This is a genomic window from Amycolatopsis sp. NPDC043889 (assembly GCF_056435645.1).
In genome coordinates, this window is the sequence record NZ_JBWKEC010000034.1 from 12,485 (window position 1) to 29,157 (window position 16,673).

The window sequence follows — 16,673 nt, forward strand, 5'->3', positions numbered from 1 at the left end:
GCCACGGAACCGCGTAGCCGGGCGTCGGGTGAGGTGGAGGCGGCTTGATGGTCGAGGGTGTGCGGACGAGTCCGCGCGGAAGCGGCGGCACCGGAGCGGTGCCTGCCGAGGCGAGTTTGATGGAACGGGTCGCGGCAGGTGACGAACAGGCGTTCGCCGACCTGTACGACGTCGTGGCCGGACCGGTGTGGGGAGTGGTGAACAGGGTCGTCCGCAACGGCACGTTCGCCGAGGAGGTCACCCAAGAGGTCCTGGTGGAGGTGTGGCGGACGGCCGCCCGGTTCAAACCGGGCAAGGGGAGCACGCTGGCCTGGGTTCTCACGATCGCGCACCGGCGGGCGGTGGACCGGGTGCGTTCGCATCAGGCCGCGCTCGACCGGGACGATCGCGCGGGACGGCTCGACTTCCGCCGCCCGTTCGACGAGGTCGCCGAGTCGACGATCAGCAACCTGGAGCAGCAACGGGTGCGCCAGTGCCTGTCCGCGTTGACCGATCTGCAACGGGAATCGGTGGTGCTGGCCTACTACAACGGCTACACGTACCCGGAAGTCGCGGAAGTGCTCAAGACCGCGCCCGGCACGGTGAAGACCCGCATCCGCGACGGACTGATCCGGTTGCGTGACTGCTTGGGGGTCGGGCAATGACGGCCGAGCTGCACACGCTGACCGGGGCCTACGCCGTGGACGCCGTCCCGGAGGAAGAGGCCGCGGCCTTCAAACGGCACTTGCGGGGCTGCCCCGCGTGCGGCCAGGAGGTCCGGGAACTCCGCGAGGCCGCCGCGCGTCTGGGGGCAGCCCTCGCCACGCCACCACCGCCGAGGCTGCGGGAAGCGACGCTCACGGAGGTCGCCCGCACCCGTCAGTGGCCTCCGCTGGTCGCTGCCGCGCGCCGAGGTGGGCCGGCGAAGACGAGGATCGCCCTCTGGGGTGCCGCGGCGGCCGCCGTCGGAGCGCTGGTGTTCAGCTTGGTCACCACGTCCACCGATCCGGGAGCCGACCCCGCACAGCAACAGCTGGCCTCCGTGAACGCCGTGCTCACCGCGCCCGACGCCTCGACGGTCAAGGAGGGCGCCGAACGCGGGACCACCACGGTCGTGACCTCGCGGAGCAAGGGCAAGATCGTCGTAGTGGCCGGCGACCTCCCGCCCTTGGCGCCCGGAAAGGCGTATCAGGTCTGGCTCATCGGGGCGAGCGGCGTGCATTCCGCCGGGCTGCTGGCGCCGGACGGTCCACATCGGACCCACCCGGTCCTCGCGGACCTGCCGGGCGGGATCGACCGCGTCGGCATCACCGCCGAACCCGCCGGAGGTTCGCCCGCCCCGACCGTTCCGGCGGTGGCCATGGTGGACCTGGTCTAGCGTCCGGTCAACCGCTCGCAGGCCTGCCAGAGTTCCTGGCGCTGCGCGGCGGTTTCCCGGGTTTTGCCGAGATAGTGCGTCGGCCGCTGGACGCGGTCGTGCCAGAACATGCCGTTGTACCGGCCCGGTTCCTCGGCGGCGGCGAGCCAGACGAACGTGTCCGCGCCCTGCCCGGGGTCGCGCAGGATCCGCCGCGTCAGCTTCCGGAACGTCGGCAGGGAGGTCGCGACTCCGGGAGTGTCGGCCCAGCCGGGATGCGCGCTGTGCACGGTGACCCCGGAGCCGTCCAGCCGGTCCGCCCAGAGCTCGGCGAGCACCACCTGCATCCGCTTGGTGCGCGCGTATCCGGCGGCGGGCTTGTACTCGTCCCGGCGGTATTGCAGGTCGTCGGCGCGCAACGGCTGACCGTACATGCCACCGGAGCTGACCCAGATCACCCGCGCGCCCTCGCCGAACTTCGGGCGGAGCGACGCGGTCAGCAGATGAGGGCCGAGTACGTGCGTGGCGAGCATGAGTTCGTTGCCCTCGGCCGTCTCCGTGCGTTCCGCGGGCATGACCCCGGCGTTGTGCACCAGGATGTCGACCTCGCCGTCGAGGTCCTTGGCGTAGTCGCGTACGGACGACATCAGGCTGACATCGCACTGGTCGACGACGATCCGCGAGCCGGGCACGGCGCGCTCGATCTCGGCGCGGGCGGCGTCGCCGTCGCCGCGGATCGCGATCCGGACGGTCGCCCCCAGCTTCGCCAACCCGATGGCCGTCGCCTTCCCCAACCCCGCTTTCGCGCCGGTCACCACGGCGACCTTGCCCGCGAGCGCGTCCGGCGCGGGATCCTCGGGCCACCAGTGCCGCCGCAGGAAGTGCCCGATGCTGCTGTACCCGAGCAGGGTCCGGTCGAGCACGGTGTCGGCGGCTCGGGTCACGGTGGACATAGGGGCGCTCCTCAGCGATCGTGGGGGACCAGTGCCCACACCGATTTCCCGGTCCGCTCCGTTCGGAAACCCCAGTCGACGGCGAGCCGGCCGATCAGACGGAGCCCGTAATGCGCCGAAGCGGGGAAGGACCGCAACCCTTCCAGATCCGGGCCGTCGTCGGAAACCTCGACCAGGAAGCCGCGAAGCTGCCGGACGACGCGTAGTTCACCCGGCTCGTCCGCGCCGCGCCCGAAGCCGATGCGGTCGGCGACCACGGAACGGACACGGCGCAGATCGGGACGATTCCGCAGGTCGACCGTGACTTCCGCGGCGTCGGCCACCCGGCGGCACAGTCGCTCGGGTTCCGCTTCCAGCTCCGCCTGATCACCGTTCACCGCACCCAGCTCCCGTCGCCGAACACCTCTCGCGAGGTGTTCGGCGCGGACGGGGCCGCGGACGGGTGTCACTGAATGCGGGAACCGGCCTTCGCGGTGAAGCGGAACTCGATGGTCATCGGAAGCTCGGCGAGATCCAGCGCCTGACGCAAGCGCGGCAGGCCCTCCTCGGTGATCCGCTCGCGGATGGCGGCCACATCGCCGTCCTGTTCGGCGCTCAGCACCACGGCAAGCACCGGCGCGTCCTGGGATCCGCCGAGCGTGGCGTGCGCGGCGTGGACGCCGGGATAGGTCGCGACCTCCGCGGCGAACGGTTCCACCGCGGTGCTCGCGGCCAGCGCGGTCTGACCGGTGTCCTGGTCGAAACGCCAGGTATGGGACTTCGGTTTGCGGACAGGCTGCGCGATGAGCCAGCGCAGCGCCAGCAGCCCGACGACCACCGCGCCCCCGGAGACGGCGTACCAGACCCATCCGGGCGGCATGGCGGTGCCGGGGACGAGCGTGGCGCCGGGATCGAGCAGCGGGATCCTGCCGAAATGGGTGCCGACGGCGAACCCGCCGACGGCGAGCAGCACGATCCCGATCAGCACCAGCAGGGTGCGGTTCAGGCGGGCGGGACGGTTGAGATCGGTCATGACGCGCTCCTCGTGGCCTTGACGCGGACCCGCACGGCAGGGACGGCGGCGGGGCCGATCTGGGAGAGGCGGTGCTCGATGGCGGCGCGGACGGCGTCGGTGAGTCCGGCGGTGTTCGTCCGCCCGGTGGTGACCACCGAGACGATCTTGTTCCGCTTGACCTTCAGTTTCGCCGCCGAGACACCATCCACAGTGGACGCCGCGGTGCGCAGCGTCGACCGGTAACTGCGCCGGGAGGCCCCGGAATCCGTGCCGCCTTCGAGCGGCAGCACGGTGGGCCGTCCCGGCACGATCGCGGCCACGAGGAGCACCAGGCCGAGCAGCGCGACCACGCCGCCCGCGATCGCCGGAAGCGGGTCACTCCACTGGGTGCCGTGCAGGGCGGACGCGACGGTGTCGTAGCTGATCCACGGTTTCTCGCCGATGATCGTCTGGACCGCGACGGTGGCGGCCACTACGCATCCGGCGAGCACCACGAGGGCGACCAGCACGGCCGGGACACTGCGGCGGGGGCGCCGTTTCATCGGACCCTCCTCGTTTCGGTCTCCGTGGAATGCAGGGCCGTGACGGTGATGTCGACCCGCGTGACGGCCAGGCCCGAGAGCTCGCCGACGCGGCGGATCAGATGCTCTCGCGCGCTTTCGGTGGTGGCGCGCACGGAAAGCGGATACTTCACCGAGAGCCGGACGTCCAAAGTGGCCGTCGAGCCGGTGACGTGCGCGCTCACCTTGGCGCCCTGATCGGGGTCTTCCCCGCCGACCGCGATCCCGAGCACCCGGGAGGCCGCGCCGCCGACACCGTCGAGTTCGGTGATCGCCTGTGCGGCGATCCGCTCGACGGCGCCGTCGGCCACGGTCAGGGCGCCGCGCCCGTCCGTTCCGGGCGCGGCGGTCATGGTCGTCATGGCGATCAGCCCCTGTCGCGGCCCGACAGGGCCGAAAGGTCGAGCTTGCCGTCGAGGAACCGGCCGACCAGCAGGCCGAGGACGGCGAGCACGAGCACGACGAGGAAGGCGCCGAAGCCGCCGAACGCGCCGGCCACGCCGAGCACGAGACCGGTCAACAGGCCGAGATGGGTGGCGTTCATGAACGTTCTCCTTGTGGTCGGGCGCGAACCGGCGCCGATGGTCACTGGACGCGGGTGGATTCGGTGCTTTCGTCGCTGTCGTCATCGCCGGGGATGTGCACATCGGACACGTTGATGTTGACCTCGACGACCTCGAGCCCGGTCATCTGCTCGACGGCGCCGATCACGTTGCGCCGCACCGATTTGGCAAGATCCGCGATCGCGACGCCGTATTCGACGACGATCTGCAGGTCGACCGCGGCCTGGCGCTCGCCGACCTCGACGGAGACGCCCTGACCGGCGGACGCGGTGGCGCCGGGGATGCGCTCGCGCAGCGCGTTGAACGCCCGCACGGCGCCGCCGCCCAGCGCGTGGACACCGGTGATCTCGCGGGTCGCGAGGCCCGCGACCTTCTGCACGACGGTGTCGGCGATCGTGGTCACGCCCTGCGGGGAGACGAGCGCGCTGTTCTCGGCCGGGGCGGCGGAGTTCGAGTTCGGCTTGGCGGTGGTGGCGGTGTTCGTCATCGCGATCTCCTCGGGTTCGGATTCCGTTGCCTGCGGTGGAAGTTCTTCGCTTCCACACTCCATAGACCCAGCCGCGCGAAGATCGTCACGACCCGATCGTGTGGTCTGGATCTCACCGATCGTGGGTATGTCTTTCGGCCTGGTCCCCGCGGCCGACGACGGTGCCGTCATTTCAGCCTGTCGAAGGTCGTGCGCGGAGCGGCGGCGGGGTTGCACCGGATGTACGACATCGCAGGGAAGTCCTGCCCGGTGACCAAAGTGGACGAACCGGAGCGCGGGGCGGCGCTGACGTCGTTCCTGCGGCGCGACCCGGCCGGGGCCGCTCGGCACGCTCGTCGCCGGCGGCCCCGGGCAGTCCGGCGTCGCCATGGTCAAGGACATCGCGGGTGCGTGGCCGGCCGTGGTCCGGGAACGGTTCGACCTGGTCGGCTTCGATCCACGGGGGATCGGCGGCAGCGAACCGCGGCTGCGCTGCGACACGGAGAAGAAGATCCGCGTCATGGTGCTCGACGGCGTCGACAACACCTATCTCGATCGGCGTGCCGACACCGTCGAGCAGGCGAAGGGGGTGGAAGACCCCTGCTCACCTATGCGAAACAGTGCGCCACCAGGACCGGCAAGCCATGCCCTGGCCGGGGCGAGTGAAGATCCACGTCAGCCGGATCCTCGTCAAGCTGGGCTGCGCGAACCGTGTCCAGGCCGCGATCCCCGCCCACGACGCGGGCATCCTGCGCGGCTGAGCGGGCCTCTGGCCTTCACGCGGCTTCTCTGTTAGGAAAGGTTCCTAACTAACGGGAGGCGATGTGCGCGGACGTGGGCTGGCGGCGGCGACGGTTCTGGCGGTCCTGTGCGGTGGCTCGGCCGCCGTCGCGGACACGACAGTGGCTGGGTCCGGGGCGCGCTCGGCGCGCAACATCATCTACCTTCAGGGCGACGGCCTCGGCCTCGGCCAGCGTGACCTGCTCCGGCTGGCGCTCAAGGGCAAGAACGGCAGGCTGGCGATGGACGGGCTCGCGGTCACCGGCCTCGTGCGGACGTCCTCGGACGACCCCGCCGAGATCGTCACCGACTCGGCCGCCGCGGCCACCGCCCTCGCGACCGGGCACAAGACGCGCAACGGCGCTGTCGGCGTGGACGCCCACGGGCGCCCGCTGGAGACAATCCTCGAACGGGCGAAGCGGGCGGGGAAGTCGACCGGCCTGGTGACGACCGCGCAGGTGACCGGCGCGTCGCCCGCGGCCTTCGCGGCGCACGTGCCCAGCCGGGACTCGCAGAGCGACATCGCGAAGCAGTACATCGAGAACAGCCGCCCGGACGTTCTGCTCGGCGGAGGCGAGGACTGGTGGTATCCGAAGGGCAACCCCGGGCTCTGGCCGGACAAGCCGGGGGAGGAGAGTCGCAGTCCGTACGGCAACCTTGTCGAGCGCGCGCAGCGGACGGGCTACACCTACGTGCGTGACGGCGACGAACTGCGGAATACGCGGGCGAACCGGATCCTCGGCCTGTTCGCGAACGAGGACATGGTCGACTACGGCCCGGACGGCGTCGGGAAGTACGCGCCGCGGGTGCCGCTCCAGCAGATGGCGCGCAAGGCGCTGGACACCCTCTCCAAGAACCCGCGCGGCTTCTTCCTGTTCCTGGAGGAGGAGGGAACCGACGGGATGTCGCACGAGAACAACGCGCACGGCGTGATCGACGCCGGCCGCGCGCTCGACGACACCGTCGCCGAGGTCATGCGGTTCGTCCGGACGCATCCCGACACGCTGGTGATCATCGGCGGCGACCACGAGACCGGCGGGCTGGCCATCGAGAACTACGACGCCTCCGACACCGATCCCGACCAGGACGGGCCGTTCGACGTCCCGGATTCGAAGCTCCGGTTCACCGTGGACTGGACGACCCACGACCACACCGGCTCCGACACCCCGGTCACCGCCGAAGGCCCTGGCGCCACCCGTTTGGGTGGCACGGTCGAGAACACCGACGTCCACTGGGTGATGCGGGCGGCAAGCGGCCTCTGAACCGGAAAAGGCCACCTCCGGCGACGGAGGTGGCCTTCACGGGCGTCGGGTCAGCCGATGCTTTCGACGACCGCCTCGGCGACCGCCTTCATCGTGGTCCGGCGGTCCATCGCGGTGCGCTGTATCCAGCGGAACGCGTCCGGCTCGGTGAGCCCCTGACGGCTCATCAGCAGCCCCTTGGCGCGGTCGATGACCTTGCGCGTCTCGAGCCGGTCCGTGAGGCCGGCGACCTCGGACTCGAGCGCCTGGAGCTCGGCGAACCGGCTCACGGCCAGCTCGATGGCCGGCACCAGGTCACGTTTGGCGAACGGCTTGACCAGGTACGCCATCGTGCCCGCGTCCCTGGCCCGCTCGACGAGGTCGCGCTGACTGAACGCGGTCAGGATGACGACCGGCGCGATCCGGTCGCCGGTGATCTTGGAGGCGGCCTCGATACCGTCGAGCTTGGGCATCTTGACGTCGAGAATCACCAGGTCGGGCTTCAACTCGGTGGCCAGGTTGATGGCCTGCTCACCATCCCCGGCCTCACCGACCACCTCATAACCCTCTTCACGGAGCATCTCGACGAGATCCAGACGGATGAGGGCCTCATCTTCGGCCACGAGCACCCGCCGCTGGGGTGCGGCGACGGCACCATTGGCCTCGGCAGCCTGCTCGGTCACCGGGGTCCTCCTGAAGGTCGTCGGGCAGTTCGGCTCGCGGTCTGTCCGCGAACCTGAAGCCTACCGGGAACGATCCAGACGGCTAGATGGCGTTCACCACGTCAGACGGTCGTCACACTCCAGGCCCGGCGTCAGGCGCGGTCCCGTGATCCCGTAAAGTTCACGGGGCACCGCCCCCGTAGCCCAACTGGCAGAGGCAACGGATTCAAAACCCGTCCAGTGTGAGTTCGAATCTCACCGGGGGCACGAACAGCATCTACACAAGTGTCGGCCGCGCGCTGAGCGGGCACGTTCTGTGTAGGCATGGCGTCGGTGATCCTTTCCGCCGAGATGGCGACTTCAGGCAGCTGGTCGGCGGGCAACCGGATGGTGATGGTGGCCCCGTCGCCGCTGTGATTCAGTTCCACCCTGAGCTGGGTGATGTCGAACAGTGTACCGAGTAGCGTTCGTGGTGCCTGGGCCAAGTTGAGTGCCAGATGTGGTAGCGCGTCCAACAGGTCGATGTCCGTTGCGTCGAGCGAGCGTTGCTCCGCTTTGTCGGCCTCGTCGAGTTCTGCGATCGACGCCAATGCTTCGCTCTTGCTCCCTTCCAGCTCGTTGTAGCTTCCGCGGAGAGCCTTGGTGAAGGGGTCGTTCGGGTCGCCTTGCTGGGCTTGCGCCAGGAGGGACTTCTGACGCTGAGCGATGTCGTCGAGCTGTCGTCGGAGCCGTTCTCGTTCGTTCTGGCGATCCTGAGCGGCACGGTCATCGACTCCCGAGAGGTCGGCGGCGAGAATCGCCCGGCGGTCCTGCCCGAACACGCGGTCGGCGAAGAACTTGGTCACCGCGTCCAGGATGGCGTCTTCCCGTACATACAAGGCTTTCTGGTGATCGGCGTACTTGTCCGGCCGGCCTCGATTGTTGTTCCTGATCTGGCAGAGGTAGTACGAGGCCTTGTTGCGGACGCATCCGTACATCCGACGACCGCATCCGCAGATGATCCTGCTCCGGAAGAGATTCGTGCGAGCGGTGAGCGGATGCTTGTTGGCTGTGTCGCCGTCACGAGATCCGCGCTTCGCGTCGCGGTGTGCGTTGATCTCGTCGTACATCCATTTAGGAATGAGCGGCTCGTGAACCGGCTCCGGCGACCACACCCACTTGACCGGGTCGTTGACCTTGCCGCCGCGAGAGCGAGAAGCACGGCGATTGAAAACCTGGTAGCCCGTGTACTTGGGGTTTCTCAGAATCTCGTACACGCTCGTTCTGCTCCAGGCGCCGCGGGCCCGGTTCTTGCCGGGAGGCACCGGTGGCGGGTACTTGGTCAGGTCGGCGTTGAGGCGATCGGCGATGGTGTCGCCGCCAAGCTTCTCGTAGTACCGCCACAGCGCGATCTGGGTGACCGTCTCGCCGCGGAGACCGTCTGGTTCGAGCCGCGATTTGGTCAACCCTTTGGCGGCCTTGGACGAGTTGGGGTGCCGGAAGGTCTTCGCCTTGTAGCCGTGGCAGGGTTTGCCGATGTTGTAGCCGTCGCGTACGTGGGCACACAGGCCGCCCCAGGACTGTTCGAGAGTGTTGAGGACTTCGTACTCGGCCAGTGATTGGTTGATCCGGCGTTGGAGGATTCGCTGGGCGCGGCTACCGCCGAGGGCGATCGGCTCGTTCGCGGCGAAGAGGGGAACCTCGACACGTTCCAGGGCTCGCTCGACGGTCAGGCCTTCGAAAGCCCGGCGAGCGACTCGGGCGATGTTCTCACAAATGACGACGTCGAAGCCTCGGCCCGGGTGTGTCGCCTCCTCGAGCAGGTCGGCGATACCGCCGTCTCGTGGGATCGGGATGTCGAAGCGCTCGTAATCCGCGCCGCGGCCCCGTGCGTCCAGCTCCATGCGGCCGGACTCGACGTCGAAGAAATGCGTTACGATGACCCAGGACTCCGGGATCGCTGTCTTGCAGTTCCGCAATTGACGGATCAACGATTGCCGCGGGTCCTGCTGGTCTTCGGTCGACGTCCTTCCGAGGAACGCGACCCGGACCTCATCTCGCAGCAAGGCAGTGGGCATGCCGAGCGGCGAGACGTCGAAGTCCGACAAGCCTGACGGCCCGGAAACAGGAGCTGGGGGAGACATGCTGCGGCGCATCAGGGCTGGTGCAGGCGGGTTGATCGCAGGGTCGTCAGGCATCGCCATACTGGTCGGTCGTCCTTAGATTCTTGCTCGCCCGCTCCAGCTCGGCCCACTGCAAGAGGTCATTGATGACAGCCGCGAGACGGCCGCGAAGACGCGCAGATTCTGCCCCGTGGACGTAAGTGATGTAACCAGAGTAGGTGCGGGACACGGTTCGTTTCTGCGCCTGACTGTAGCACCAAGACGTCTGATCATAATTCACATCGACTTGGTGAAACGATGCGTTCTCGCGGCTCTTCTCGGGCGGTGAAAAGGACTCGTGTTTGCCTGTTGAGGCCACAAGAACCTCCTGCCTGGATCCCTGCTCCGACATTCGGTCTCGGCGTCGAGACCGGCTCGTCTCGTTGTCTCGCTCCCAGTCTCGGCACTGTGCCTGCACTTCTCGCGTACGAGAACGGCTAGTGCTTGCTGCTTATCTTGTGGTCGAGTCATGTGCTCGAGCAGGTCCCGTTGATTCAGATACTGGTCTCGTCATCCCGTCTCGCGCATTGTCGTCTGCTCTTCGCTCTGATCGGTCTCGCGATGTTGATGAACGGGAGGACGGGGACGCTGCAGGTCGACGTCGTTCGCAATGGCGGACGATGACGTCAGATCGTCCTGTTCGGCTTGCCCTCGGACCATCCGCCCGAAACACTGCTCAGGTTCCGTACGCCGACACGGCAGAACGAGGACTCGTCGAGTCAGCACCCCGGATGCTGGACCGAACCTCGCGGCAACGAAGCGACACCGCGACCGAGCTGAACAAGATTCGCCACTATGATCTTCAAAGATCCAGGTCAACTAGTGTCGTCCCCGCGTAAGCGGGGTTGGTCCGATGTGTCCGATGTAGCCGAAGAACGCAGTGCCGTCGTCCCCGCGCAAGCGGGGCTGGTCCCACCGACAGGTCGTAGGAGGCCGCCATCTCCTCGGTCGTCCCCGCGCCAGCGGGGTCGGTCCGGCCCTCGGGCGACCACCTTTGAGGTCACCATTGGCTACTCCGACGTCGATGGGCAGCGTTGGCGGCGTACTGGTCCCGGCGATCCTGAATCAGTCGACAACGCCTAGACCCCACGCCACCCGCAGGCTTGGCACCTTGTCGCTGCCGCGGGACGACGAGACCGGGAGTCATGTCCCAGCGAGATGCTGGCACCGGGACCGGTGCTCGGGAGGTCAGTCGACCGTCGCCCCCGGGGCTTCGCAGGTGTTGTGTTGTCCGACTTCATGTCTCGTTCGTGAAGCCGGAGGACCCACGACCGAGACTGGTCTCGCCGGCGTCACGAGACTGGCCCGCAGGCGAAGTGCTCGACTGTCGGCTGTCTCGGCGCATCGCCCCGTATAACGGCCTATATAGCTCGTCTTTGTAGAGCGTCTTCACCTGTTTGGGGTAAATCTTCCTTGCTCCTCTCGCGGAGCAATGGATAGAGCAAGGAATTGAGCGAGGGGTGGTTTCGAACGTCGTGGTGATCTTGCCGCCGCTCGAAGGGCCACCACGATGTCCATCTCAGCCGCCCGGAGCCCGCTCACCGCGCTCCAGCGCCAACTCGCTCGCCCGAGTTCGCTCGCCAGGTTCGATGCCGCTTTGCACTCTTGGGCAGAGCAGGACCACGCGCTGACCGGCGTGGTTACTCATGACCGGCTTACGGACGTTCTGGCTGACCGAAACTACGTACGGCACGACGAAGTCCTGCACGCGCTGCTGCAGCGCGCGGCACGCTCGGACAGCGAAGGCGTCGTAGCTGGAGAACTGGTGTTGAACGCCATGCTGCCCGCTGTCCCCGGTCTCGTCGGGCGGGTCATCCGAGCGAGCCGGGCTGCGGTCGGCGCCTTTGGAGCTCGCCGTGGTGTGACCGGAGGCGGCATTTCGACGAACGAAGCGAACACCGATGTCCAGGCCGCGGTTATCGGCCACCTGTGGGAACAGATCCGCTGCTACCCGCTTCGCCGGCACCAGCACGTCGCGGCCAACCTGGTCCGCGACACCCAGCGAGCAGCACTTCGCGCCCTTGGGGTCGACATCACCCAAGCCGCTGCCGAGATCGTGAACATCGATGACGACGCAGTGCGCCGCCCGCTCGTCGAGGAATCGGCGGAGGCAGACGCATCAGAGCAGCTACTGGAGCTCCTGTCGTGGGCTGTGGAACAGCGGTGGCTGGACGATCAGGAAGCGGCCATCCTGACCGCTCGGTACTTCGGCGAGCAGATGGGACGGGATGGCGTGGCGACAGATCGGCAGCTCGGGGCGATGTTCGGAGTGAGCCAGCCGACGGCCACGCGTCGGCGGAACAGGGCCTTGGACGTGCTGGCGGAGGCGGGGCATGAGTGGCAGAAGCTGCGCGTAAGCGGGGCGTAGGTCCTCTGCAACGGTTGAATCAAAGGTCGGCGAGACGAGACGTGTCTTGAGTGCCGCGTTCCGCATGACCTCAGGGAGTCTCCGTGACCAGACCCCATACCGATCTCGCCTCGGGCGAACTGCTCGTCGCTCATGCCCGTGTTCGTGCGCGGGACCTAGGTCGACGTCTCGCGTCGACGTTGGTCGACAGGCAGTTGTACGAAGAGCTTCGACGCTTCCTCGAGGATGTCGGTTTCCCGGCCTGTGATGCGCTGAACGTCCTCGCCGGTTCCGGTGATCAGGCGTTGCGCAAGCGCCTGCATCGGGTGATGGGGATTGAGACTCGGCCGTGAAGCCTCGCACGAACCCCATTGCACGGATGATTCCCGATGCCAACCTTGAGCCTGCCGTACGTGCCGCCGCCCGGCGAGTTGGTCGGGTGCTGGCGTGGTGCGTGATCATCGCTAGCCCGTTGGCCGTGATCGTGGGGCTGACGGTGTTGCGGCCGAACACGGTATCCGAAGGCCCGCGGGCGCAGAGTCCTGTCGATGCAGGCGTGCCGCAGGGGTGGGCGGAGATGTACGTCAGGTCGTGGCTGGCGGCCAGCCGCGAGGACACTGCAGGGCTTGAGGCCTTCTTCCCGGCGGGCATGAAGTCGACCCGGGCTGTCGGGACACAGATCCCCGTGGACACCAGCACGGTGTCGGTGGTGTCGCCTCGGCCAGAGGCGTGGACAGTGACGGTCGCGGTTAATCTGCTGGTCCAACAGCCGGACGGGAAACATCGTGCGAGGCAGGCTTGTGTACAAGCCAGCCTCATCGGCGGACCGGAAGGCTATGTCGCTGCGGCGCTGCCTTCGCCAGTCGCGTGTCCGGGCACGCTGGCCGCAGTCGAACTCGGCTACCCGGAGACCACGGAGCTGAACGGCCCAATCGGGCAGTCTGTGCACGGCTTTCTCGTTGCCTATCTGGCCGGGCGCGACGGACTGGACCGCTACATCTCGCCCGGCACGAATATCGGCTCCATAGCCCCGCCGCTGTATGCCCAGGTTCAGTTGCTGGAGCTACGAACCCACGAGTCGTTCGAGCCCGGGCAAGCGGCCCGGCCACTGGACGGGACCGAGATTCACGCGGCGGCGCGGGCTTGGGGCTACGACGCCCTAGGTCAGGTCACCACCGTGGATTACGCCTTGACCCTCACCGCGCGGGCCGGGCGCTGGGAGGTCAGCCGGATCGACCCGGTACCGCTGCTCGCCGGGACATCGGCGACTCCCTCGAAACTGCCCGGCGAATAGGAGACCAGATGTCGACCATCGTGTTCGCAGCTGACGTCAAGACCTGGATCGACACCAACCTTGCCTGGGGAGATCAGGCCGTTCGCCGCCTGATCCTGCTCGTGGCCGTCGTGGGTGGCATCGGCCTGTTGATCGGGACGCGGGGCAACTTCACCCGTTCGATCAAGTACGGCGTGATCGCCGCGATCTTCCTCGGCATTCTGCTCAACCTCGACGCTGTGTCGGGAATGTTCGGCGCCTGGTTCACCAAATGATCGCGCAACGCGCGCGCAGTGATGTCCTGATTGGACGGTCGTACACGAGGTCGCGCCGGTTTCCGCGGATGTTCGGGCGGATGCCTGGCCGGGACGGCGGATACCTGCCTGGCGGCCCGTACACGCTCACCCAGGGCGTGGTCTTTCTCGTTCTTCTGCTCGCGGTCTGGAAGTTGCCGCTCCTGGACTGGCTCGGTCCAGCGCGCTGGGGCGTGCCGCTGTCTGCGATCGCCGCCCGCCGCGCGCGGATCGAGTCGCGGACGCCCGCTAGCTGGCTGGTCGGTCTCTTGGCGCATCTGCTTGCGCCGTCGTCGGGGATGCTGGCAGGCCGGTCCTATCGGCCGGAGCGGCCGGTGTCGTGCACGCCGCGGTTCCACCTGCACGGCGTAGATGTGGATAAGGCACATCAGCCTGTGGACAGCGCTGTGCCGAAGTCGTCACTGCAGCGGCTGCTCGCCGGAGCCCGGTGATGGAGAACCAGATCCAGGACATCAGCGGCAACCTAGTGTTCTGCGCGGATGGTTCCGTCTGGGCGGTGTGGCGGGCACATCCGAGGGAAAGCGCTCGTTCGACGGGAAAGCAGCTTTACGAGCTCTACAACCGCACCGTCACGTTCATGAAGTCCCTGCGCGGCGAGGTGATGCTGGCGTCGCTGTGTGAACAGGTCCAGCCTCACGCGATCATCCGGCGCTGTCTCGGCGGTATCGACCTCGACGAGAACCCGCACTGGGCGGAAACGGTGCACAACGCCTGGGACCAGCTCGACGACCTCGACGTGCTCGGTCGCAGCTACTGGATCGCCAAACCCCTCGCCGGCAGCGGCTGGCGCGACGGAGGCCTCGCCCTGCTGCGAGCCACAGGAGCGGCACTGAGCGCAGGCCTCGGCCTCCCGCCGCGTCCCGCGTCACCTCAAGCCATCGTCGATGCACAGGAACTGGCGCGCGTCATCGAGCACGAACTCGGCGGCGCGATCCCGCTCCGTCCCGCGACCGAAGCCGAGCTGCTGTGGTGGTTGAGCCGCGCTCCGGTCCGGGGCGTTCGCGAGCCGCAGCTCGAACGCGCGTCGACCGTGCGCAACACCGGCGCGACCCTGTCACGTGGCCGAAGCCGCGCTCAGCTGGTGACGTTGCGCGGGACCGTGTTCGACGAAGGCGCTCGCAGCGACGAAGGCAAGCGCTTGGGAAACCCGCTGCAAGTCTTGAACAAGCGGTTCCTCAAGTGCGTCACGCCGGACGACGACGGGCTCATCGAGAGCTACCAGGCCTTTCTCGTTCTCGCGGAGATGCCCCGTGCCTTCAGCTTCCCCGGGCACGAGATCTTGTCGCGACTGGCGAACATCGGCTTCGGAGTCGACTACGCCCTGCGCATCGCAGCGAAGACGAACGACGAGGCTCGTGCGGTCAACCGGCGCCGCACCCGCGACCTGATGAGCCAGGACGACGAACACGGCGGAGACACCGCGGGCGTCCCTGCCGACGTTCACTCTGCCCAGGAGGAGATCCAGCACAAGAACGCACGCCTTGGCGCGAGCACCACCGAGATCGAGCTCGAGGTCGGTGTCGTCGCGTGCGTGTGGGGTGACACCGCCGACGAGTGCGATGCACGGGCGAAGACGTTGCGGCAGATGTTCTTGGGCGGGGAGTACAAGTGGGAGAGGCCGATCGGTGGACAGAAGCAGCTCTATCAGGCGTTGCTTCCTGGCTACCGGACGCCGCTCGTCGTACGGGAGTGCAGCCAGAACCTCCTCGCCAGCGACTGCGCGATGCTGCTCCCGATGTCGTCCGCTGAGTTCGGCGACCCCAGCGGCGCGTTATTCGGCATGGTCCTGGACGGCGGCGCGATCACCCCGTTCCTGCTCGACCCGACCTACGGGCCCACCCACGACTCGTCCGGAGGCGTCGCGGTGATCGGCGAACTCGGCTCCGGGAAATCGGTCGTACTGAAGAACATCGCCGCCGTCGTCCGGCTGATGCTCGACGGTCGCGTGATCGCCATCGACCGCACCCGGAGCCGCGAATGGGAACCGGTCGCGAAAGCGCTCCCGGGCAACTGCCAGGTGGTCGACATCATCGATCCCACGCTCGACAGCGAACGTGCCGCGAACACCGAGCTCCGGCACTCCTGTGACCCCCTTCGGGTCTTCCGCGGCAAGACGAAGTCCAGCACCGGCATCGCTGAGACCTTCTTCGCCTCCTGGCTGGACCTGGAATCCAACTCGGCCGAACGCGACGCGCTCGGCCGCGCCCTCGACCAGGTCAGCGGCTCACCGACCGCCTCGAGCAACGCCCTCATCGACGTCCTCACCGACCACGGCGCCGCGGACCCAGCGCCTCGAGGCCTCGCCGACCGACTACTACGCCTTCGCCGCGATCCGATCACCCGGCCGATCTTCGATCCCGGCCTTGAGCCCGTCAACGTGCTTGCCGCCGACATGGTGGTCTTCTGCACCAACGAAGTCCCGCTCCCGAACACCCTGGAGATGAGCAACGAGCGCATGGCCGCCCGTATCCCGCCGAGGAAGCTCTTTGGCCGTGCTTTCCATCTGCTGATCGCCGCGATCGCCAAGGAGATCTGCTTCGGAACCCAGCGGTGGGGCCAATTCATCTGCGACGAGGCATACAACGTCACCGGCACACCCGAGGGCCAGCAGATCGCCTTGGAGTTCGTCCGAGATGGGCGCAAGCACGGCGCCGACGCCGCCTTCGGCTCGCACTCCGAAAACGACCTCGGTGACGAAGTCCTCCGCGGCCTGATCGCCGTCCGGATGCTCGGACGCCACCGCGACAGCGGACTCGCTCGACACGGGCTCGCGTGGCTCGGCGTCGACCCCGCCGACACCCGCTACCAGGAGATCGTCACCAAAGACCTCTCACCGCTCAACCCCGCGGGCGGCGAAGAAGAACGCCGAGCACGTGCCGGGGAGTTCCTGGTCCGCGACCACGTCGGCCGGGTCGGCAAGGTCAAGATCCTGACCCAGCCCTACCGGACCCTGCCTCAAGCCGTTCTCACCACGCCCACCGTCCGACGCCCCTGAATCAAACCCGCTGGTACACGCCATGTCTCGGACACCACCGGCGCGACC

At 67.8% G+C, this 16,673-nt stretch carries 18 protein-coding genes, 1 tRNA gene and 1 pseudogene; 11 read left to right on the forward strand and 9 right to left on the reverse strand.

Annotated features, from left to right (window positions below):
- The first annotated feature begins 47 nt into the window (after positions 1-47).
- Both sigK and AC0685_RS36950 read left to right on the forward strand, forming a co-directional pair.
- The gene (gene sigK, locus AC0685_RS36945; protein ID WP_340687774.1) at positions 48-644 is read left to right on the forward strand and encodes an ECF RNA polymerase sigma factor SigK; all 597 of its coding nucleotides are present in this window, start codon (positions 48-50) and stop codon (positions 642-644) included.
- Positions 641-1,357, forward strand: coding sequence for an anti-sigma factor (locus AC0685_RS36950; protein WP_478229718.1), 717 nt, complete (start codon positions 641-643; stop codon positions 1,355-1,357). The genes sigK and AC0685_RS36950 overlap by 4 nt, the downstream gene beginning before the upstream one ends.
- Here the strand turns inward: AC0685_RS36950 and AC0685_RS36955 are convergent.
- The 7 genes from AC0685_RS36955 to AC0685_RS36985 form a co-directional block, all read right to left on the reverse strand.
- The gene (locus tag AC0685_RS36955; protein WP_340687776.1) at positions 1,354-2,289 is read right to left on the reverse strand and encodes an SDR family NAD(P)-dependent oxidoreductase; all 936 of its coding nucleotides are present in this window, start codon (positions 2,287-2,289) and stop codon (positions 1,354-1,356) included. The two genes, AC0685_RS36950 and AC0685_RS36955, sit on opposite strands and share 4 nt — an antisense overlap.
- An 11-nt stretch (positions 2,290-2,300) precedes the next feature.
- Positions 2,301-2,666, reverse strand: a complete 366-nt coding sequence (locus AC0685_RS36960) for an ATP-binding protein (RefSeq protein WP_478229719.1) — start codon at positions 2,664-2,666, stop codon at positions 2,301-2,303.
- A 68-nt stretch (positions 2,667-2,734) separates the two neighbouring features.
- Entirely contained in the window at positions 2,735-3,301 is a 567-nt protein-coding gene (locus AC0685_RS36965) for an Asp23/Gls24 family envelope stress response protein (RefSeq protein WP_478229720.1), read from the reverse strand.
- Positions 3,298-3,825 (reverse strand): DUF6286 domain-containing protein, encoded by a 528-nt coding sequence (locus AC0685_RS36970; RefSeq protein WP_478229721.1) that lies wholly within the window; start codon positions 3,823-3,825, stop codon positions 3,298-3,300. The genes AC0685_RS36965 and AC0685_RS36970 overlap by 4 nt, the downstream gene beginning before the upstream one ends.
- On the reverse strand, positions 3,822-4,205 hold the full coding sequence (locus tag AC0685_RS36975) for an Asp23/Gls24 family envelope stress response protein (RefSeq protein ID WP_478229722.1): 384 nt from the start codon (positions 4,203-4,205) through the stop codon (positions 3,822-3,824). Before AC0685_RS36975 ends, AC0685_RS36970 begins: the two co-directional genes overlap by 4 nt.
- Before the next feature lie 5 nt (positions 4,206-4,210).
- On the reverse strand, positions 4,211-4,387 hold the full coding sequence (locus AC0685_RS36980; protein ID WP_185927356.1) for a hypothetical protein: 177 nt from the start codon (positions 4,385-4,387) through the stop codon (positions 4,211-4,213).
- A 41-nt stretch (positions 4,388-4,428) separates the two neighbouring features.
- A complete protein-coding gene (locus AC0685_RS36985) occupies positions 4,429-4,893 on the reverse strand; it encodes an Asp23/Gls24 family envelope stress response protein (RefSeq protein WP_478229723.1) in 465 nt (154 codons plus the stop codon).
- Between the two features lie 803 nt (positions 4,894-5,696).
- On the opposite strand from AC0685_RS36985, the gene AC0685_RS36990 reads away from it, so the two are divergent.
- Positions 5,697-6,914 carry an alkaline phosphatase gene (locus AC0685_RS36990; RefSeq protein ID WP_478229724.1) on the forward strand — a complete coding sequence of 406 codons (1,218 nt, stop codon included), beginning with the start codon at positions 5,697-5,699 and terminating at the stop codon, positions 6,912-6,914.
- Between the two features lie 50 nt (positions 6,915-6,964).
- Here the strand turns inward: AC0685_RS36990 and AC0685_RS36995 are convergent, their stop codons facing one another.
- Positions 6,965-7,576, reverse strand: a complete 612-nt coding sequence (locus AC0685_RS36995) for an ANTAR domain-containing response regulator (protein ID WP_005157321.1) — start codon at positions 7,574-7,576, stop codon at positions 6,965-6,967.
- Between the two features lie 172 nt (positions 7,577-7,748).
- Between AC0685_RS36995 and AC0685_RS37000 the strand changes: the two genes are divergently transcribed.
- Positions 7,749-7,822: transfer RNA gene (locus AC0685_RS37000), tRNA-Leu, on the forward strand.
- A 629-nt stretch (positions 7,823-8,451) separates the two neighbouring features.
- Here the strand turns inward: AC0685_RS37000 and AC0685_RS37005 are convergent.
- Positions 8,452-9,000 (reverse strand): annotated as a pseudogene (locus tag AC0685_RS37005) (recombinase family protein); the annotation flags it as partial.
- Positions 9,001-9,168: 168 nt separating this feature from the next.
- Here AC0685_RS37005 and AC0685_RS37010 point away from each other — a divergent pair.
- From AC0685_RS37010 to AC0685_RS37040, 7 genes are all read left to right on the forward strand, one after another.
- Positions 9,169-9,648: a hypothetical protein gene (locus AC0685_RS37010; RefSeq protein ID WP_478229725.1), complete on the forward strand. Its 480-nt coding sequence runs from the start codon at positions 9,169-9,171 to the stop codon at positions 9,646-9,648.
- A gap of 1,558 nt (positions 9,649-11,206) precedes the next feature.
- Entirely contained in the window at positions 11,207-12,064 is an 858-nt protein-coding gene (locus tag AC0685_RS37015; protein WP_478229726.1) for a sigma-70 RNA polymerase sigma factor region 4 domain-containing protein, read from the forward strand.
- A gap of 83 nt (positions 12,065-12,147) precedes the next feature.
- Positions 12,148-12,396 (forward strand): hypothetical protein, encoded by a 249-nt coding sequence (locus AC0685_RS37020; RefSeq protein ID WP_478229727.1) that lies wholly within the window; start codon positions 12,148-12,150, stop codon positions 12,394-12,396.
- Between the two features lie 26 nt (positions 12,397-12,422).
- Positions 12,423-13,337 (forward strand): conjugal transfer protein, encoded by a 915-nt coding sequence (locus tag AC0685_RS37025; protein WP_478229728.1) that lies wholly within the window; start codon positions 12,423-12,425, stop codon positions 13,335-13,337.
- Positions 13,338-13,345: 8 nt separating this feature from the next.
- Complete coding sequence (locus AC0685_RS37030; RefSeq protein WP_478229729.1) at positions 13,346-13,591, forward strand: hypothetical protein; 246 nt, start codon at positions 13,346-13,348, stop codon at positions 13,589-13,591.
- Between the two features lie 80 nt (positions 13,592-13,671).
- Entirely contained in the window at positions 13,672-14,061 is a 390-nt protein-coding gene (locus AC0685_RS37035) for a hypothetical protein (protein ID WP_478229730.1), read from the forward strand.
- On the forward strand, positions 14,061-16,625 hold the full coding sequence (locus AC0685_RS37040; protein WP_478229731.1) for an ATP-binding protein: 2,565 nt from the start codon (positions 14,061-14,063) through the stop codon (positions 16,623-16,625). The genes AC0685_RS37035 and AC0685_RS37040 overlap by 1 nt, the downstream gene beginning before the upstream one ends.
- Positions 16,626-16,673: the final 48 nt, after the last annotated feature.